15 protein-coding genes are annotated in these 16,468 nt (G+C 72.4%); 7 read left to right on the forward strand and 8 right to left on the reverse strand.

The genetic code is table 11. From position 1 onward, the window contains the following. The first annotated feature begins 81 nt into the window (after positions 1-81). From OHT74_RS14040 to OHT74_RS14050, 3 genes are all read left to right on the forward strand, one after another. Entirely contained in the window at positions 82-1,191 is a 1,110-nt protein-coding gene (locus OHT74_RS14040; protein ID WP_266664159.1) for a threonine synthase, read from the forward strand. A gap of 123 nt (positions 1,192-1,314) precedes the next feature. After that, on the forward strand, positions 1,315-2,124 hold the full coding sequence (locus OHT74_RS14045) for an isocitrate lyase/PEP mutase family protein (protein ID WP_266664161.1): 810 nt from the start codon (positions 1,315-1,317) through the stop codon (positions 2,122-2,124). 43 nt (positions 2,125-2,167) lie between these two features. Further along, on the forward strand, positions 2,168-3,103 hold the full coding sequence (locus OHT74_RS14050) for an EamA family transporter (RefSeq protein ID WP_328620397.1): 936 nt from the start codon (positions 2,168-2,170) through the stop codon (positions 3,101-3,103). Between the two features lie 18 nt (positions 3,104-3,121). Here OHT74_RS14050 and OHT74_RS14055 read toward each other — a convergent pair whose 3' ends face one another. The 4 genes from OHT74_RS14055 to OHT74_RS14070 form a co-directional block, all read right to left on the reverse strand. Next, positions 3,122-3,919 (reverse strand): trypsin-like serine peptidase, encoded by a 798-nt coding sequence (locus OHT74_RS14055; protein ID WP_328620398.1) that lies wholly within the window; start codon positions 3,917-3,919, stop codon positions 3,122-3,124. Beyond that, positions 3,916-5,022 carry an alpha/beta hydrolase gene (locus OHT74_RS14060; protein WP_266664167.1) on the reverse strand — a complete coding sequence of 369 codons (1,107 nt, stop codon included), beginning with the start codon at positions 5,020-5,022 and terminating at the stop codon, positions 3,916-3,918. The genes OHT74_RS14055 and OHT74_RS14060 overlap by 4 nt, the downstream gene beginning before the upstream one ends. 175 nt (positions 5,023-5,197) lie before the next feature. Then, positions 5,198-6,229, reverse strand: coding sequence for an alpha/beta hydrolase (locus OHT74_RS14065; RefSeq protein WP_328620399.1), 1,032 nt, complete (start codon positions 6,227-6,229; stop codon positions 5,198-5,200). A 205-nt stretch (positions 6,230-6,434) separates the two neighbouring features. Further along, entirely contained in the window at positions 6,435-6,872 is a 438-nt protein-coding gene (locus OHT74_RS14070) for a MarR family winged helix-turn-helix transcriptional regulator (protein WP_266664171.1), read from the reverse strand. A 79-nt stretch (positions 6,873-6,951) separates the two neighbouring features. Here OHT74_RS14070 and OHT74_RS14075 point away from each other — a divergent pair, with 79 nt between their 5' ends. Continuing rightward, a complete protein-coding gene (locus OHT74_RS14075) occupies positions 6,952-7,950 on the forward strand; it encodes an SMP-30/gluconolactonase/LRE family protein (protein WP_266664173.1) in 999 nt (332 codons plus the stop codon). Positions 7,951-8,050: 100 nt separating this feature from the next. Here OHT74_RS14075 and OHT74_RS14080 read toward each other — a convergent pair whose 3' ends face one another. Together OHT74_RS14080 and OHT74_RS14085 are read right to left on the reverse strand one after the other, a co-directional pair. After that, entirely contained in the window at positions 8,051-10,222 is a 2,172-nt protein-coding gene (locus OHT74_RS14080) for a DEAD/DEAH box helicase (RefSeq protein WP_328620400.1), read from the reverse strand. A gap of 85 nt (positions 10,223-10,307) precedes the next feature. Beyond that, positions 10,308-10,748 (reverse strand): copper-binding protein, encoded by a 441-nt coding sequence (locus OHT74_RS14085; protein WP_266996835.1) that lies wholly within the window; start codon positions 10,746-10,748, stop codon positions 10,308-10,310. 140 nt (positions 10,749-10,888) lie between these two features. Between OHT74_RS14085 and OHT74_RS14090 the strand changes: the two genes are divergently transcribed. The 3 genes from OHT74_RS14090 to OHT74_RS14100 all read left to right on the forward strand — a co-directional run bounded on the left by OHT74_RS14090 (position 10,889) and on the right by OHT74_RS14100 (position 12,438). Further along, positions 10,889-11,458 (forward strand): RNA polymerase sigma factor, encoded by a 570-nt coding sequence (locus tag OHT74_RS14090; RefSeq protein ID WP_133896993.1) that lies wholly within the window; start codon positions 10,889-10,891, stop codon positions 11,456-11,458. After that, entirely contained in the window at positions 11,455-12,147 is a 693-nt protein-coding gene (locus OHT74_RS14095; RefSeq protein ID WP_266664180.1) for an anti-sigma factor family protein, read from the forward strand. The genes OHT74_RS14090 and OHT74_RS14095 overlap by 4 nt, the downstream gene beginning before the upstream one ends. Positions 12,148-12,255: 108 nt before the next feature. Continuing rightward, positions 12,256-12,438: a hypothetical protein gene (locus OHT74_RS14100; protein WP_266664182.1), complete on the forward strand. Its 183-nt coding sequence runs from the start codon at positions 12,256-12,258 to the stop codon at positions 12,436-12,438. A 78-nt stretch (positions 12,439-12,516) separates the two neighbouring features. Here the strand turns inward: OHT74_RS14100 and OHT74_RS14105 are convergent, their stop codons facing one another. Then, positions 12,517-12,921, reverse strand: coding sequence for a hypothetical protein (locus OHT74_RS14105; protein ID WP_328620401.1), 405 nt, complete (start codon positions 12,919-12,921; stop codon positions 12,517-12,519). Then, complete coding sequence (locus tag OHT74_RS14110) at positions 12,914-16,153, reverse strand: M36 family metallopeptidase (protein WP_328620402.1); 3,240 nt, start codon at positions 16,151-16,153, stop codon at positions 12,914-12,916. The genes OHT74_RS14105 and OHT74_RS14110 overlap by 8 nt, the downstream gene beginning before the upstream one ends. Positions 16,154-16,468: the final 315 nt, after the last annotated feature.

Genomic DNA, 16,468 nt, shown 5'->3' on the forward strand with positions numbered 1-16,468 from the left:
GTTCGCCCCACCACAAGAGGACGGCGAACGCGTAACATCCGTGCCATACAACGGCCATGAATGAGCAAAGGCGCTCTGCACATGACGCACGCACTGCCCGGCTACGTCTGCCCCGAAGACGCCACGCGCGCGGATGCCCGGACGGCGCCCTGGTGCTGCCCGCTCTGCGGCGGACCGTGGGATCTCGACTTCACACCGGATCCGGCCAGTCCGCTCGAACCGGCCGCCGGACCCAACTCGCTCTGGCGGTTCGGGTCCGTGCTGCCGCTGCCGGGGGCGTTCTCCGTGACGCTGTCGGAGGGGAACACCCCGCTGGTCCCGCTCGGGGAGCGGATTCACGCCAAGCTCGACTTCCTGATGCCGACGCTGTCGTTCAAGGACCGCGGCGCGGTGATGCTCGCGGAGCTGGCCCGGCGGCTGGCTCCGGAGCGGGTCGTCGCGGACAGCAGCGGGAACGCGGGGACGGCCGTGGCCGCGTACTGCGCGCGGGCCGGGCTGAAGTGTGAAGTTTTCGTGCCCGAGGGCACCTCGGAGAAGAAGACGGAGCAGATGCGGGCGCACGGGGCGGCGGTCCGCGTCGTACCGGGCGGCCGGGAGGCGACGGCGGTGGCGGCCCGGGAGGCGGCCGGCCTCCCGGGGGTCTTCTACGCGAGCCACGTCTTCAACCCGTACTTCCTGCACGGGACCAAGACGTACGCGTACGAGGTGTGGGAGGAGCTCGGCGGCCGGCTCCCGGAGACCCTCGTCGTCCCCGTCGGCAACGGCACCCTGCTGCTGGGGGCGGCGCTGGCGGTCGAGGAGCTGGCCCGGCGCGGGGTGAAGCCGCCGGCGCTGATCGCGGTACAGGCGGAGGCGGTGTCCCCGCTCGCCACCGCCTTCGCGGCGGGCGCGGAGGACGCCGACCCGGTGGAACAGCGGCCCACCCTGGCCGAGGGCATCGCGATCCCGGCCCCTCCGCGGGCCCGCCAGATCCTGGCGGCGGTCCGCAAGTCCGGCGGCACCTTCCTGACGGTCCCGGAACCGGCCCTGCGCGCGGCCCAGCGGGACCTGGCGCAGCGCGGGCTCTTCGTGGAGCCGACGGCGGCGGCCTGCTGGGCGGCGGTGGGCCCGCTCGCGCCCACCGACCCCCTGCAGGGCCGCACGACGGTCCTCCCCCTGTGCGGAGCAGGCCTGAAGGGAGGCCTCGCGTAGTCCAGCCCCCGCCGGCACATCCGGCCCCGCCGACGCTCGAGGCGCGGGTGCCCGGGGGCCGGCGCCCCCTACACGTCGGAAAATCGCCAGCCGGGGCCGGGCCCGGTCTGCTGAACTGGGCCCATGACCACCACCGTTGATCTCGCCCGCCGCTTCACCGCGCTCCACACCCCCGCCGCGCCGCTGGCCCTGGCCAACGCCTGGGACGTAGTCAGCGCCCGCCTCGTCGAGGCCGCCGGCGCCCCCGCCGTCGCCACCACCAGCGCCGGTGTCGCCTGGTCACTCGGCGCGCCCGACGGGGACGCCCTGACCCGCGACCGCGCCCTCGACCTCGTCGCCCGGGTGGCCGAGGCCGTCTCCGTCCCCGTGTCCGCCGACATCGAGGGCGGCTTCGGCGCCGACCCCGCCGGGGTCGCGGAGACGGTCACCGGGGTGCTCGCCGCCGGCGCGGTCGGCATCAACATCGAGGACGGCACCCGGGCCGCCGCCGACCACGCGGAGCGGGTGGCCGCGGCCCGGGCCGCCGCCGACACCGCCGGGGTCCCGCTGTACATCAACGCCCGCATCGACACGTTCCTCTTCGGCCTCGGGGAGGAGGCGAACCGCCTCGACGAGACCCTCGCCCGCGCCGCCGCCTACCTCCGCGCGGGCGCAACCGGCATCTTCGTCCCCGGCGTCACCGACCCGGCCACCGTCACCGAGCTGGCCAAGGGCATCGACGCGCCGCTCAACATCCTCGTCGGCCCCGGCGCCCCGTCCGTCGCCGAGCTCGGCGCCCTCGGCGTCGCCCGCGTCAGCCTCGGCTCCTGGGTCGCGTCGGCCGCGTACGACGTGGTCCGCCGCGCCGCCGAGGAGCTGATCGCGGGCGGCACGTACACCGCGCTCGACGCCTCCCTCCCGTACGGCGAGCTGAACGCCCTGCTCAAGGGCTGAGACTCAGGAAGCGTGTAGGCGCCAACGACCCTAGGATCCCGTCATGCGCACCTCGGAGACTGCTGAGAGCAAGCCGCCGGAATCCACCGCCCGCAGGGTCACGGGCGCCGTCTGGACCGCGCTCGCCCTCGTCTACGTCCTCTGGGGCTCCACCTACCTCGCCATCCGCGTGGTCGTCCAGACCATGCCGCCGTTCCTCTCCGCCGGTGCCCGCTTCATCGCGGCCGGCCTGCTGCTGCTCGGCCTCGTCGCCTGGCGGTACGGGCCGGCCGCGCTCCGGGCCACCCGCGCCCAGGTCGGTTCGGCGGTCGTGGTCGGCCTGCTGCTGATCCTCGGCGGCAACGGCCTCGTCGTGCTCGCCGAGACCGAGGTGCCGTCCGGCCTGGCCGCGCTGCTCATCGCGGCGGTGCCGATGTGGCTGGTGGTGCTGCGGACCGCCACCGGCGACCGGCCGCCGCTGCACACCCTGGGCGGCGTAGTGCTGGGCTTCGCCGGGCTCGCGGTGCTGACCAGTCCGGGCATCGGCGGTGCGGTGCAGCTCTCCGGGGTGCTGCTGGTGCTGGTGGCGTCGGTGCTCTGGTCGCTGGGCTCGTTCTCCGCGTCGAAGCTGTCGCTGCCGGGCAACCCGTTCACGGGCAGCGCGTACCAGATGCTCGCGGGCGGGGCCGGCGGCATTTTCGTCGGCCTGCTGCGCGGCGAGCACCAGGACCTGGACTGGGCCGGCTACTCCACCGCCTCCTGGCTGGCGCTGGGCTACCTCGTCGTGTTCGGCTCGCTGGTCGCCTTCACGGCGTACGCGTGGCTGCTCCAGTCGGCGCCGCTGTCGCTGGTCGCCACGTACGCCTACGTCAATCCGGTCGTCGCCGTCGCGCTGGGTGCGCTGATCCTCGACGAGGCCCTGACCTGGCCGATCCTGGTCGGCGGTGCGGTCGTCGTCGCGGCGGTGTGCGTGATCGTCAGCACCGAGCGCAGGCAGTAGCGGGGGCCCGGCCCGGGCTCAGTCCCGTGCGGCCTGCTCGTACAGCGCCTTGGCCTTCTCGTCGAACAGGGCGGCCGTGGAGTCCACGTCCGTCTCCCCGCCGCTCAGCACCCCGATCAGCCGCCCGGGACGGCCCGGACCGCCCCGGTCGGCGATCCAGGGGCTGCCGCTGGTGCCCGACCAGAAGCCCGCGCAGCTGATGTACAGCATCGCGGGGTCCTGCTGGTCGTGGCTGGTCTGCGTGGTGCAGGAGATGGGCTTGTTCTGCGGGTTGCGGTCCGACTCCGGGTAGCCGACGACCGTCACCTCGCGCTCGTACCCGGAGGTCCAGTCGGGCTTCGGGGCCTCCTCGGCGCCGCCGGCCGCCTGCTGCACGCCGCGGCCGTCCTCGTCCGGCTCGATGCTGAGGAAGGCGAAGTCGGCGGTGTCCTCGCCCCATCTGGTCCAGCGCTCGTCCACGTGGACCGCGCGGACCTTCCACACCCCGAGGGGCTGGCGGCCCACGCCCTCCCCGGTGAAGGCGGGGGCGAAGGAGAGATCGCCGATGGCCCGGCCGTCGGGGGCGACCGCTCCGGGCTCGCCGTCCTCGCCCGCCGGGGCCACACAGTGCGCGGCGGTCGCGACGACCGTGCCCTTGGGGCTGTCGACGACGCTCGCCGTGCACCAGTGCTCCCCGTTCGCCATGAGCACGCCGACGCCGGGGAAGGCGTGCACCGCGTGCGCGTCCACGTCCGTCGCCTTGAGGAAGCCAACGGCCAGGGCCGCCGCCACCCCGGCGGCGGCCGCCGCCGACGCACCCTTGACGACTACGTTCACCGCACGCCGGGGTCGGGGGTCGGTGCGAGCATGACCTTGCTGATCCACTCCAGAGCACCCTCCCTCATACCGCGTACGTACGACTTTCCGTTGTGCTCACCATCCTGGATCACCTGGAGCTGGGTGTGCACGGGGCCCTTTCCGTACTCCTTCATGAACTTCTCGGCCCTCTCGCGGCCGGTCTCCCTGGTGCCGATCTGGAAGTTGATGTAGACGTCCGGACCACCCTCCTTGATCAGCTTCTCGGCGAGCTTCTCGGGGTTGTTCTCGTCCATGGCCTGCGTGTTCCCCTTCCACAGCGGGGAATCGGGGACGATGTCGACCCCGCTCGCGATGGCCGCCTTGAACCGGTCGGGGTACTTCAGGACGTGCTTGAACGCACCGAATCCGCCCGCGGAGGAGCCCATGAAGGCCCACCCGTCCCGGGAGGTGAAGGTCCGGAAATTGGCCTTCGTGAAATCCGGGATGTCCTCGGCCATCCAGGTGCCCATCTTGGGCTCGCCGGGGATGTCCGAGGCGTCGAAGTGGTGCTTGGTGTCCGCGTTGTGCACCGGCATGACCAGAATGAAGGGCAGGCTCGTACCGGCCTTCGCCCCGTCGCTGACGGCCTTCTGGAGGCCGAGGCCGGGGCCCGTCCCCCAGTAGTTCGTGGGGTAGCCCCGGCCGCCGGGCAGGGAGATCAGCACCGGGAAGGCGCTCTTGGCGTATCTCGGCTCGTCGTACTCCTTCGGGACCCACACCCACACGTCACCGGTGAACCCCGACTTCGCGCCGGTCAGGGTCGTCCGGCCGATCTGCGTGCCGTCGGGCATCCGGTAGGTCCGGACGAACTCGGACTTCGGCCCGGTCGGCATGCTCACCCCCGGCCGGATCTCCTCGGCCGCGGCGGCCGACTCCTGCACCTTCCCGAAGGAGACCGGATCCCCTATGTCCGAGAAGAGCCCGTACTTGTACGCCGCCGCGCCGCCGCCGGCGGCGAGCGTGAACGCCAGCGCACCGCCGATCAGAAGCCTGCGCAGGCGCTTGGGGCGGCGACGGCCCGTGGTCAGCGGGCCTTCCTCGGTCATGAGGTCGCCGTCACCCTGAAGCTGGTCATGCTGCACGGTTTTGTCCCGTTCCTTCTCCGGCGCTCCCGAAGAGCGCGGGTCAGACCGATCGGTCCCCCTTACACCCCTTACAGAGGTGTCAACGATCGGATGGGTTGCCTGGGACCGGCGGGACGTGGCCTGCGCCACCCCGCTCCCGGGCTCCGTGCGTACGGCCTGGTCAGCCGACTGGTCAGCCGGCCTGGGGCTTCGGGCCCTTGAGCACCTTGCTGATCCACTCCAGGGAGCCTTCCTTCATGCCCCGGACGTAGTGCCAGCCGTTGTGCTCGCCGTTCTGGATGTCGCGGATGGTCATCTTGACGGGGCCCTTGCCGTACTGCTGCTGGAACTTGGCCATCCGCTCCTTCCCGGTCTCCTTGGTGCCGACCTGGAAGTTGATGTAGACCTCGGGGCCGTTGCCGTCGATCAGCTTCTTCGCGAGCTTCTCGGGGTTGTTCGCGTCCATCTCCGCCTGGTGGCCCTTCCAGAGCGGGGAGTCGGGAACGATCTCGCCGCCGCTGGCGATCACGGCCTTGAACCGGTCCGGGTACTGCAGGACCGTCTTCATGCCGACGAAGGCGCCGGAGGAGGAGCCCATGAAGGCCCAGCCGTCGCGGGACTGGTACGTACGGAAGTTGGCCCTGGTGAACGCCGGGACGTCCTCGGCGATCCAGGTGCCCATCTTGGGCTGGCCGGGGATGTCGGCGCCGTCGTAGTAGTACTTGCTGTCCGGGTTCAGCACCGGCATGACCACGATGAACGGCAGGCTGGTACCGGCCTGGACGCCCTCACTGATGGCCTTCTGCAGGCCCAGGCTGCGGTCGGCCCAGTAGTTGCTGGGGAAGCCGTTGCCGCCGGGGAGGGCGATGAGCACCGGGAAGGCGCTCTTCTCGTACTTCGCCTCGTCGTACTCCTTGGGCGTCCACACCCAGACGTCGCCCTCGAAGCCGGACTTCGCGCCCGCGAGGCGGGTCTTCGCGATGATCGTGCCGTCGTCGAGCTTGGCGGTCTGCTTGAAGTCGGACTTCGGGCCGGTCGGCAGGAGTACGTCCGGATCGCCGGTCGGCGTGGGAGAGGCCGACGGCGCACCCGGGGACGGCTTGCCCGCATCGGGGGTGGCGGACGCGGGAGCCTTGCCGAAGCTCACGGATTCGCCGTTGCCGGAGAACCACTCGAGCTTCCAGGCGGCGAAGCCTCCGCCGCCGAGCAGCAGCACGAAGGCCACGACGGCGGATATCCATATCGCCCGGCGGGAACGCCGGGGCGGGTCTTGGTGCACGAACTTCGCTCCGAACGGTCATGACTGCCCCGGGCCGGGACAGAACGGCTGGGTATCCCTTCAGCCCTGATGTGCGAATCCCACGGACAGTTCCAGAACCCGTCAAAAACATGGTCGGAATCTCATCCGTCCGGAACCCCGACAGCAGAACTCACCTCTGGGCGTCGAGCGCCTCCGCGCACCGCCCCAGCAGGCTGATCAGCTGCTCCCGCTCCTTGGCCGAGAACGCGGTGGCGAGCGCCCGCTCGACCCGTACGGCGCCGGCGTCGGCGAGCTCCATCGCGGCCCGGCCCTCTTCCGTGAGCCGGGTCTCGAGCACGTTGCGGTGCCATTCGTGCGGGGTGCGCTCGATGAGCCCGCGCTCCCGGAGGTTCTTCAGCACGGTGTTCATGGTCGGCGGCGTCACCCCGCACAGCCGGGCGAGCGCGGCCGCGGAGATCCCCGGCTTCTCGGAGAGCCAGAGCAGCGCGGCGTACTGCGGAACCGTTACTGCGGCGGGCTTGAGCGCAGCGTTCTTGGCCGCGAGAAGCGCCTGCTCGGCGCGCTTGACGTGCGAGCCGATGCGCTCCTCGGGAGGCATGGAGGTCATCCCCGCATCCTAAGGCCCTTGCAAGCATTAGAGCTCTAACCTATCTTCGTGTTCACCTACTCGGAAGAGGACACTCGCTGTGCTGAAGAAGTTCCTGCCCGCCACGTTCCTGATCCTGACCACGGCGCTCACCCTGGGCGCGATCCCGGCCGCGCAGGCTGCCCCGGCTGCGTCGGCCCCCGCCCCGGCCTACGACAACCGGATCTCGACGGCCTTCACCCTCCCCGGCGAGAAGGTCTACCCCGAAGGCATAGCCACCGACCCCCGCAACCACACCGTCTACGTCGGCTCGTACGCGGACGGCACCGTCTACCGGGCCCGCCCCGGACAGCGCACCGCCGAGGTGTTCCTGCCCGCCGGCACCGACGGCCGCCACACGGCGAACGGCCTGCGCGTCGACGCCCGCGGCCGCCTGTGGGTGACCGACTCCACCTCCGGGGTCTCCGTCTACGACACCGCGTCCCGCAGGCGCCTGGCCCACTTCGAGGTCGCCGGGAGCGGCGGGCTCTTCGTCAACGACCTGGCCATCACCCCGGACGGCACCGCCTACCTGACGGACAGCGTCCGCTCGGTGATCTACCGCATCACCCCGGCCCAGCTGGCGGCCGGCTCGGGCGCGCTGCTCCCCGCGTACGACCTGAGCGGGCACCTGACCCCGTCCCCGGCGGGCAGCTTCGCCCTCAACGGCATCGTCTCGGACCCGGCGGGCCGCTTCCTGCTGACCGTGGACATGACCGCGGGCGACCTGCACCGCATCGACCTGCGCACCGGCGCGATATCCCGCGTCGCCCTCCAGGGCGGCGACCTCACCCACGCCGACGGCCTCGACCTCGCCCCCGACGGCACCCTGCGGGTGGCCCACAACACCACGAACACCCTGACCCGGTGGCACCTGAGCCCCGACGGCACCCGGGCCCGGCTGACCCGGACGATCACCGACCCGTCCCTGCAGATCCCGACCACGCTGAGCCACACCCCGGGCCGCACGCTCGTGGTCCGCTCCCAGTTCGACAAGGGCGGTCCCATGGGCCCGGGTACGCCGGCGTCCTTCACGATCGCCTCGGTCCGCGGTCTTTGATTCTTGACGCGCCGCTCGCACGCCTCGGCCCTGGCGGGCCTCACCGGCTTCGCGCCGCTGCGCCGGACTCCGTCCGGCGGTCCCGCCAGGCGCCTCGGCGTCAGCGGGCGGCACCGAGCCGCGCCTGTTCCTCCTCGACGATGCGCCGGGCCAGCGAGGTGTCCGAGACGTCGACCGCCTCGGGCGCCGACTCCGCCACCACGCTGCGCCGGGCGTACGCGTCGAACAGCCGGGCCTTGCGCTCCAGCACCTCCAGCATCCGCTGGTCCACCCCGTCCGTGGCCAGCAGACGGTGCACCCGTACGGCGCGCACCTGGCCCATCCGGTGGGCGCGGGCCACCGCCTGCTGCTCCATGGTCGGCTTGACCTGCGGCTCGCAGAGGATCACCACGGACGCCGCCTGCAGGTTGATCCCGATGCCGCCCGCCTCGATCTGCGCGAGCAGTACGGCATGCCCGGCCGCCGCGCCGAACCCGTCGACGAGCCGCTGGCGCCGCGCCGGCGGCACGCTTCCGGAGATCGGCCCGAAGAGGAGGCCGCTGCCTGCGTGCGGCCGGCGCCCCAGCGCCTCCTCGACCGCCCCGAGCACCTCGCGGAAGGAGGAGAACACCACGACCTTCAGCCCGTTGGCGGCGGCGTCCGCCACCAGCTCGCGCAGCCGTTGCAGCTTCGCCGACTTCTCCGGCTTCGCGTACGCGGCCCGGCGCATCGCCATGAAGTTGCCGGCCCGCACCGCCGCCCGGTAGGCGTCCCGGTCCGCGGCGCTCAGCTCCTCCCACTCGTCGGTCCACTGGAGCTCGGGCAGCTCGGCGAGTACGTCGCGCTGGTTGCGCCGCAGGTACGCGGGCGCCACCGCCTTGCGGAACGCCTTGGACCCGGCGACCGAGTCGACGTCCCCGATCCCGGAGACCGCCTCGGGCTGCAGGATCCGTACGAGACTGCGGAACTCGGAGACCCGGTTCTCCATCGGGGTGCCGGTGAGGAAGAGGACGTACGTGCAGCGGGCGGCCCAGGCGGCGACCGCCAGGGAGCGCTGCGCGCGCGGGTTCTTGACGTGGTGCGCCTCGTCCACGACGAGCATCCCCAGCTCCTCGGCGGCGAGTTCGGGGAATCCGGTCAGCGCCTGGAAGGTCGTCACGGCCACCCCGCCCTCCCCCCGCCAGTCCGCGAAGGCGTCGTGCCGGCCGGGGCCGTGCAGGGCGACCGCGCGCAGGGTGCTGCGCGCCTCGATCTCGCGGGTCCAGTTGATCAGGACGCCGGCCGGGCAGACCACGAGGAAGTGGCGCTGCCCCTGCGCGGCGAGGTGCGCGAGGGCGGCGAGCGCCTGGATCGTCTTGCCCAGCCCCATCTCGTCGCCGAGGATCACCCGCCGCTGGGCGAGGGCGAAGCGGGCGCCGAAGGACTGGTACCCGCGCAGCGAGACCCGGCGGTGCGTTTCGTCGAGGTCCTGGGCGCGGACCCGTTCGGCCAGCGCTTCGGGCAGGAACCCCTGGGCGGCGGCCGGGTCGGGGCCGCTCCCGCGGCGCTCGGTGAGCTCCGCGAGCAGCCCGTAGTACTCGGCGGAGCGCAGCTCGAAGTCGACCCAGGCGGCCGACTCGTCGGCGGGGCCGCGCAGCAGGTCGACCGAGGCCTGTCCGAGCAGTACGGGCACCCCGCTCCCGGCGGCCTGCGCGGTCAGCCGGCCGATCTCCCCGACGGCGGCCAGGGCGCGATCCCGCCGCTCCCGTCCCGCGAACCACATCCGCAGCCGGCCTGCGGCGGGCCCGGCTTCGGCGAGCAGCGGCCCGAGCCCGGCGTCCAGCTGCCGGGCGGCCGCGACGGCCCGGCGGGCTTCGGGCCCGGCCTCGACGAGGAGCTGCAGGGCGGTCACGAGTGCGGTGGTCCGGGGTTCGGGGCGGTCCACGTCGAGGTGCACGGCGACGGTCTCCCCGACGGCCTCGGCGAGCTGCCGGGCGGCGCCCAGCGCCTGGTCGGCGGTCTGCTGCCCGACCCCGGGGATCTGCCGCAGCCGGTGGCGTCCGGCGTCCAGCACCTGCTGCACGGTGTCGAACCCGGCCGCCTCGATGGCGGCCACCCGCAGCCGCCCCTCGGTGACCTGGGCCAGCCGGTCGACGGGGATCCGCCGCAGCTCGAGGCGGGCCAGCTCCGCGTGGACCGGCGCCCAGGCCTCCCGTACGGCTTCGACGGCCCGCCGGTGGTCGGCCAGCAGCGCGCCGGCCGCCGCATGCAGCCGCTCGCCCGCGTCGATCGCCTCGGCCGCCCTGTGCCGCATACCCCTCCCCTCGACCGCTCCCGCCGACTGCTCCCGGCTGCGCCGGGTAACGAATGCACGCAACCTACCGCCGCCGGCGGGACGCTCAGTAGCCGTTCACGGCGCCGCCCACGGTGATCTCCGCCTTCATCCCGAGGTCCTTGTGCCCGTCGACGGGGCAGTAGAGCTCGTACGTACCGTCCTTCAGGGTGATGTCGAACTTCCCGCTCTCCCCCGGTGCCAGGGTCTTGGAGCGCTGCTCCCCGCCCGGTCCCTCGACCTCCAGGGCGTGGTCGTGGTGGCCGGTGTTGTTGACGGTGAACGAGTAGGCCCCTGCCGTGAACGTCTTCTGGGACAGGGCGATGTGGAAGTCGCTGAGGTCCGCCGTGACCTGCGTCGCGGCGGGCGCGGGTGGGGCGGGCGGCGCCGCCGGGCCGTTTCCGGCTCCGTCGCCGCCGCCCCCGCAGGCGGCCAGCAGCCCCGCGAGCGCTCCGGCCGCCAGCCCCGTTCCCACACGGGTGGTCCGGGTGGTGCGTGTCCTTGTCATGGCAGGGATACGGCTGACCGCCGCCGGGAGATTGCGAACGGGAACGGCGGCCGGGAGAGGAGCAGAATGAAGGGGTGTTTCCGCGCGAACCCGAACCAATCCATTCGGGGAGGCCGAACGTATCCACTGATGTGCAGAGAATGGGCCTCCCGCTCGGGCGTGCGCCGGACGAAGCACTGCTGTCGGGCCTGGCGACGGGTGATCCCGAGATCGCCGTCGCGTTCGTCCGCCGCTTCCAGCGCACGGTGTTCGGCGTGGCCATCGCCGTGGTCGGAGATGCGCAGCTCGCCGAGGACATCGCCCAGCTGACGTTCGAGCGGGCGTGGCGGCACGCCCAGGTCTACGATGCGCGCCGCGGTTCGGTACGGACCTGGCTGACGGCGATCGCGCACCATCTGGCGATCGACGCGGTCCGGGCCCGCCGGGCCAACCCGGTCGCCCCCGAGGACTTGGACGCCCTCCTCGACATCGTGACGCAGACCCCCGAGCAGCAGGCGCTCGCCGCCGAGACGTCGGCCGGGATACGGACCGCCGTGGCGGCCCTGCCCCGGGAGCAGGCCCGCGCCCTGGTGATGGCGGGGATCTACGGGATGACCGCGCAGCAGGTCGCCGACATGGAGCGGATCCCGCTGGGGACGGCCAAGACGCGGATCCGGACGGCCATGCACAAGCTGCGCAGGACCCTGGGGGCCGAGGAGAGCCGGCGATGAGCGAGATGACCTGCGAGCAGCTGAGGGAGCTCGACGCCGAGCTGGCGTTGGACATCCTTCCGGCCCGGGAGCGCGCCCGTGCGGTCGCCCACCTGGACCGGTGCCCCGGCTGCCGGGTGCACATCGAGCAGCTGGCCTCGGTCGGCGACGGGCTGCTGGGCCTACTGCCGGGTACGGAGCCCCCGGTCGGCTTCGAGAGCCGCGTCACGACCGCCCTCCGGCCGGCGCCGCAGCAGCCTCCCCCGCAGCCCGTGCCGGCCCGGCGCCGGCTGCTGCGGCCCCGGGTCGCGGTCGCGGCGGCGGCGCTGGCCGTGGCGTGCGGCTTCGCCGGCTGGGCGGCGGGCACGGTGATCGAGCAGGCCTCGGGCCCCGCGTCCCCGGCGGCCGAAGCGAACGCGCAGCTGCTGCAGGCGCCGCTGATGGCGGACGGCGGGCAGGTGGGCCGGGTCTTCGCCCATCCGGGCCAGCAGGGCTGGGTGTACATGTCGGTGGACCTGGAGAAGACGACGCCGGAGGTCAGCTGCGTACTCGTCAACAAGGACGGCACGACGACCCGCCTCGGCACGTTCTCGCTCCAGGGCGGCTACGGCTACTGGGTCGCGGCGGCCGATGTGAACCCCACGACCCTCGCGGGGGCCAACCTCCTCACCCCGGACGGCACGGTGCTGGCAAAGGCCGACTTCGCTTGACTAGTCACGGAGAGTAACGCTTCGAAATGCGGGAGTCACCACCCGGTGCCAGGGTGGTGGACGTCCCCAGTGGACGTCCCCTCACCCTCTTCGAGGAGCGAAACCGGCATGGTCAAGAAGCAGCCGCCGCAGGACAAGGCCAACAAGCTCAAGGAGCAGGCCAAGCAGAAGATGCAGGAAGCCAAGAGCCAGGCGAAGAACCCGGACCGCAAGTCCGAGGACATGGACATGGACATGGACATGCCCCAAGACCGCCCCCGCCCGTCAGGCTCCTCCGAGTCCCTGCACTAGCGGCACCACAAGGCGCGCCCGACTCCCCCGGGCGCGCCTTCGCCACGTCCGCAGCGCGGAGCACCCGCACCGGTCGGCTCACGGGACCACGAAGGTCAGCGTGGCCGGGGAGGTGGCGGGGCGGGGGACGGAGATGTGGGTGGTGCCCTCGCGGACCGCGCGCAGTTCCCATTCCCGGTGGCCCGTGGCCGTCACGTTGCTGACGGGGATCAGCAGGACCGACTCGCCCTGAGCGGTGGGTTCCGGGCCGCCCTCCGGGAGGGGGAGCCGGAGCCGGGCCGTCTGGCCGACCTCGAGCCGCCCCGTGAAGCCGTCGTCGGCCCCGGTGAGTACGCGGCCCTGCGCCGGCGTCGGTGCGCCGGCTCCCGTGGCGCCCGTACCGCCCGGGTCACGCGACTCGTTCGCCGTCGGACGCACCCGGCCGCCCCCGCACCCGGTGAAGAGCGCGAGGGCGGCGAGGCACACCAGGCGTCGGTCAGCCACCGTCACGCACGTTGAACCGCAGGAGGACGTCGACCTGGGACAGCAGCTGGTTCCGCGTCGACGCCGGGTTGTTGTAGACGGCCTCGGCGCGGGCCATCGCCGCCCCGAAGGTCGAGTCCGTCTTCCGGTCGCCGTTGGTGTCCACCGGCGTGGCCAGGTCGTACGACCCGTTCGCGAAGTTGAGCCACGCCGCGAGCAGCTGCTGGGACACCAGCGGCCTCGGCTGCGGGGAGCCCGAGCTCAGGATCGCGTACGCCTGGGCCTCGGTCAGCGGCCCGTAGACCGCGCTCATGAACGAGGCCACGCTCAGCAGGCAGGCCCGCTGGGCCAGCATGAACTGGTTCGGTGCCCGCCCGTCGTACTCGCCCATCCAGAACGCCTGGTTGCGCGCCCGCAGTGCATTGCCGGTGGTGATGACGGCCGCCGTGTCGGAGGCGGCGGCGCCGTCGTCCTGGCCGGTGAAGGTCAGCGTGGACAGGCAGGCGGCCGGGTACGCGTGCGACTTCGTCGCCGTCACGTTGCGCGGCTGGATCGAGGGGCTCGGGTCCGGGTCGGTGGCCGGCGGGTTCACCAGCGAGACCAGGTTGTCCGAGGCCCCGTCCCCCCACAGCCACGTCAGGCTCAGGTCGTCGCTTCCGGGGTCGCTCGACGTGCCCTTCACGGCGACCGGCGCGCCGGCGTGGGCGATGAAGGCCTTCTGCCCGTTGTACGGCGTCTGCCCGTCGGCCGAGAAGGCCGCGGTCGGGTCGGTGTTGGTGATCGCCGCGTCGGCCGACCGGCAGGTGCTCGTGGCGTCGTCACTGCCGCAGACCTCGATCGTGAAGGTCCCGTCGTCCCCGTACGTGTGCGCCACGGCGAAGCTCAGCGTCGCGTCGGGACGTACGTTCTCCAGCGTGCCGGCCAGCGCCTGCGGGCCCGCTCCGTCACCCCAGTCGACCGTGGCGGTCAGCGGGTCGAGCCAGCCCGGGTCGCTGATGCCGCCCGTCAGGGTGACCGGGGTGTTCTCCCCGGCCGGGGGCACCGGCTGCAGGGACACGGCCGGCGCGATGTTCTCGACGGTGACCGTCGTCGAGTCGGTGTCGGTGTTCCCGGCGCTGTCCGTCACCCGGAGTCCGATGGTGAAGACGCGGTCCTGGCCCACCTGACTGAAGGTGGTGCCGACCCCGGTGGCATCGTCGTACTGCCCGTCGTTGTCGAGGTCCCAGGCGTACGTCGTCAGGTTCCCGGCCGAGGGCGCGCTCCCCTTCGCGGAGCCGGCGGCGCTGAGCGTGACGTCCGTACCCTCGCCCGTCGTGTACGGGCCGCCCGCGTTCGCGGTCGGCAGGCAGGCGGCGGGGACGGTCTCGTCGGCCGTCACGGTGTTCTGGTCCGCGCTCGACGCGGCGCCCGTGCCCATGCCGCGGCCGGCGAAGACCCGCCACAGCAGGCACTGGTTCGCGCCCGCGTTGTTGGTCATGTCGGCGGCCAGGATGCCGTCGCGGGCGTCGAGGTAGCTCGGCGCGGTGACGGTGTTCTTCATGCCGTCGATGACGAGCTGCTGGGTGAACGCGACGCCCTTCGCCTCGCGGATGTCGTACATCGTCGCGGCCCAGATCTCACCGTTGCGGTGCACGCCGCGGGCCGGGCGGAACGTTCCCCACTTCTCGGTGGACGTGTCGTACGCCTGCGTGCGGATGCCGGTGGCGGTGTTGCCGGTGACGTACTCGCCGACCGTCGCGTCGCCCCACTTGAGGAAGGAGATCGCGTCGCTCCAGCCCTCCCCGAGGGCGCCGGTCTGGGCACCGCCGCCGAGGTTGCCGCCGCCGACGAGGCGGTTGGACACGCCGTGCCCGTACTCGTGCGCGATGACGTCGCCGTCGAGCGAACCGTCACGCCACGGCCGGCCCGGCGGCTGCCACATGTACATCTGCATGCGCGGGCTGGCGCCGTCCCCGGGGGTGCCGAAGTTGGCGTTGTTCGTGCACCGGATCGCGTTCGGCGGCGTGCTGCTGTCCAGGCAGTCGAAGTCCCAGCCGTCCTGCGCCTCGGCCAGCACCGGGTCGTTGCCCGAGCCGCCGCGACCGAAGTTGTCGACCTGGAAGTTCCGCGACGCCTCGTCGAACCCCAGGTTGTAGAGGTAGTCGTGCATCACGTTGGTGTAGTAGAAGAGCTGCGTGACGACGGGGTTCACGTCCGCGTCGAGGTTGGCCTGCGTCGCGGTGGCGTTGGTGCGCCAGGTGGCGCTGAACGTGTAGTTGAAGTGCTGGAAGGCGGGGTCGCCACTGGCCGGGGACTGCGGGCGCAGCGCGTCGTTCCCGGTGTCCGGCACCGTGTTGTCGCCGTCCTCGTCCCGGTACGCGTTGGCGTTGTTGCCCTGGGTCAGCCGGTCCGCCACCCAGGAGCCGTCGCGCCCGGTGAAGGGCGTGACCGTACGGGCGGCGCCGGCGGCGTCCGGGTGCTGCGCCGTGAAGACGGTCCCTTCGGGGCCGGCGTGGTGGTACCGGCTCTCGCGGCTCAGCAGCCGGCCGTCGGCGGCGTCGACCACCGTCTGGTACCAGGACGTACCCGAGACCTCGATGTCGGTGAGCCAGGCCGGGCGCAGCTCGCGGCCGGAGTCGGTGGGGAACCACACCAGCTCGGCGGTCACGTCGTTGGGCTTCGTGAGCCTCTTGGCGTAGACGTTCTTGAACTTCTGCTTGCCCTTGTCGCGGTTGTCCGTTCCCGTCAGCTCGTGCTGCGCCCTGGCGCCCTGCGCCTCGGCCGCGTGGTCGAGGGCCTGCTTCGCCGTCAGCTCTACGCTGCCGGCCGGCTCGGCGGTCACGACGGCGCCGCCGAGGATGACGAGGCGGCCGCGCTTGTCGACGGTGGCGGTGAGGAGCCCGCCGTGTACGCGCATGCCGTCGATGCTCTGACCGATCGTCACCTGCTGGGCCCCGTTGTGCTTCGTGGGGTACGTGGAGACGACGACGAGCTGCGCGGCCTGCTCGGCGGTGAGCCCGAACTCCCCCCGATGGTCACGCACGTAGGCAAGTGCGACGTGCTCGGGAGCCCGCTTGGAGGGCGGCGTCAGATAACCGCCGGAGTTGAAGATCATCCGGGCGTGCCCGGTCGCGGGGTCGCGCCGTACGGTCGGATCGGCGGGGTCGTCGACACCCGGCGGCGCGGCGGCGGCCAGGCCCGGCGCCAGAGCCAGGAGCAGGCTCGTGGCGGTCACTGCGGTCCACAGCCTCGTGCGGAATCGCCATCTGGTCACGGCCTGAGCCTCCCGAGCGCCGACGCTCCCCCGGGTCTGCTGTCGAGACCGCGCGCGCTCCGTGACCCTACTCACCAAGATCCACCCGTCAACGAGGCTCTCCGCCCGCCCCCACCCCCGTCCCCATTTGCGGGCAAGCACCCACAAGCGCGGCGGGCGCATATCCCGGCACGGGAAACAACAAGGGGCCGACTCTCGGCGGAGTCGACCCCTTCTGACCTGCATGTTTGCCACGTCAGCGACGTGGCGTTATTTCATCCACTCAGACGTTGAAGCGGAACGTGCATTACAGGGCTCTCACCTGCGAAAACATGG

Origin of the sequence: Streptomyces sp. NBC_00354, assembly GCF_036106915.1 — a bacterium.
Lineage (GTDB): Bacteria > Actinomycetota > Actinomycetes > Streptomycetales > Streptomycetaceae > Streptomyces.

Excerpts from the sequence above, each read along its gene's own strand:
- OHT74_RS14090 (WP_133896993.1), top strand. The coding sequence starts at position 10,889 with ATGGGCCTCCCGCTCGGGCGTGCGCCGGACGAAGCACTGCTGTCGGGC.
- OHT74_RS14050 (WP_328620397.1), top strand. The coding sequence starts at position 2,168 with ATGCGCACCTCGGAGACTGCTGAGAGCAAGCCGCCGGAATCCACCGCC.
- OHT74_RS14070 (WP_266664171.1), bottom strand. The coding sequence starts at position 6,872 with ATGACCTCCATGCCTCCCGAGGAGCGCATCGGCTCGCACGTCAAGCGC.
- OHT74_RS14045 (WP_266664161.1), top strand. The coding sequence starts at position 1,315 with ATGACCACCACCGTTGATCTCGCCCGCCGCTTCACCGCGCTCCACACC.
- OHT74_RS14080 (WP_328620400.1), bottom strand. The coding sequence starts at position 10,222 with ATGCGGCACAGGGCGGCCGAGGCGATCGACGCGGGCGAGCGGCTGCAT.
- OHT74_RS14040 (WP_266664159.1), top strand. The coding sequence starts at position 82 with ATGACGCACGCACTGCCCGGCTACGTCTGCCCCGAAGACGCCACGCGC.
- OHT74_RS14095 (WP_266664180.1), top strand. The coding sequence starts at position 11,455 with ATGAGCGAGATGACCTGCGAGCAGCTGAGGGAGCTCGACGCCGAGCTG.
- OHT74_RS14085 (WP_266996835.1), bottom strand. The coding sequence starts at position 10,748 with ATGACAAGGACACGCACCACCCGGACCACCCGTGTGGGAACGGGGCTG.
- OHT74_RS14100 (WP_266664182.1), top strand. The coding sequence starts at position 12,256 with ATGGTCAAGAAGCAGCCGCCGCAGGACAAGGCCAACAAGCTCAAGGAG.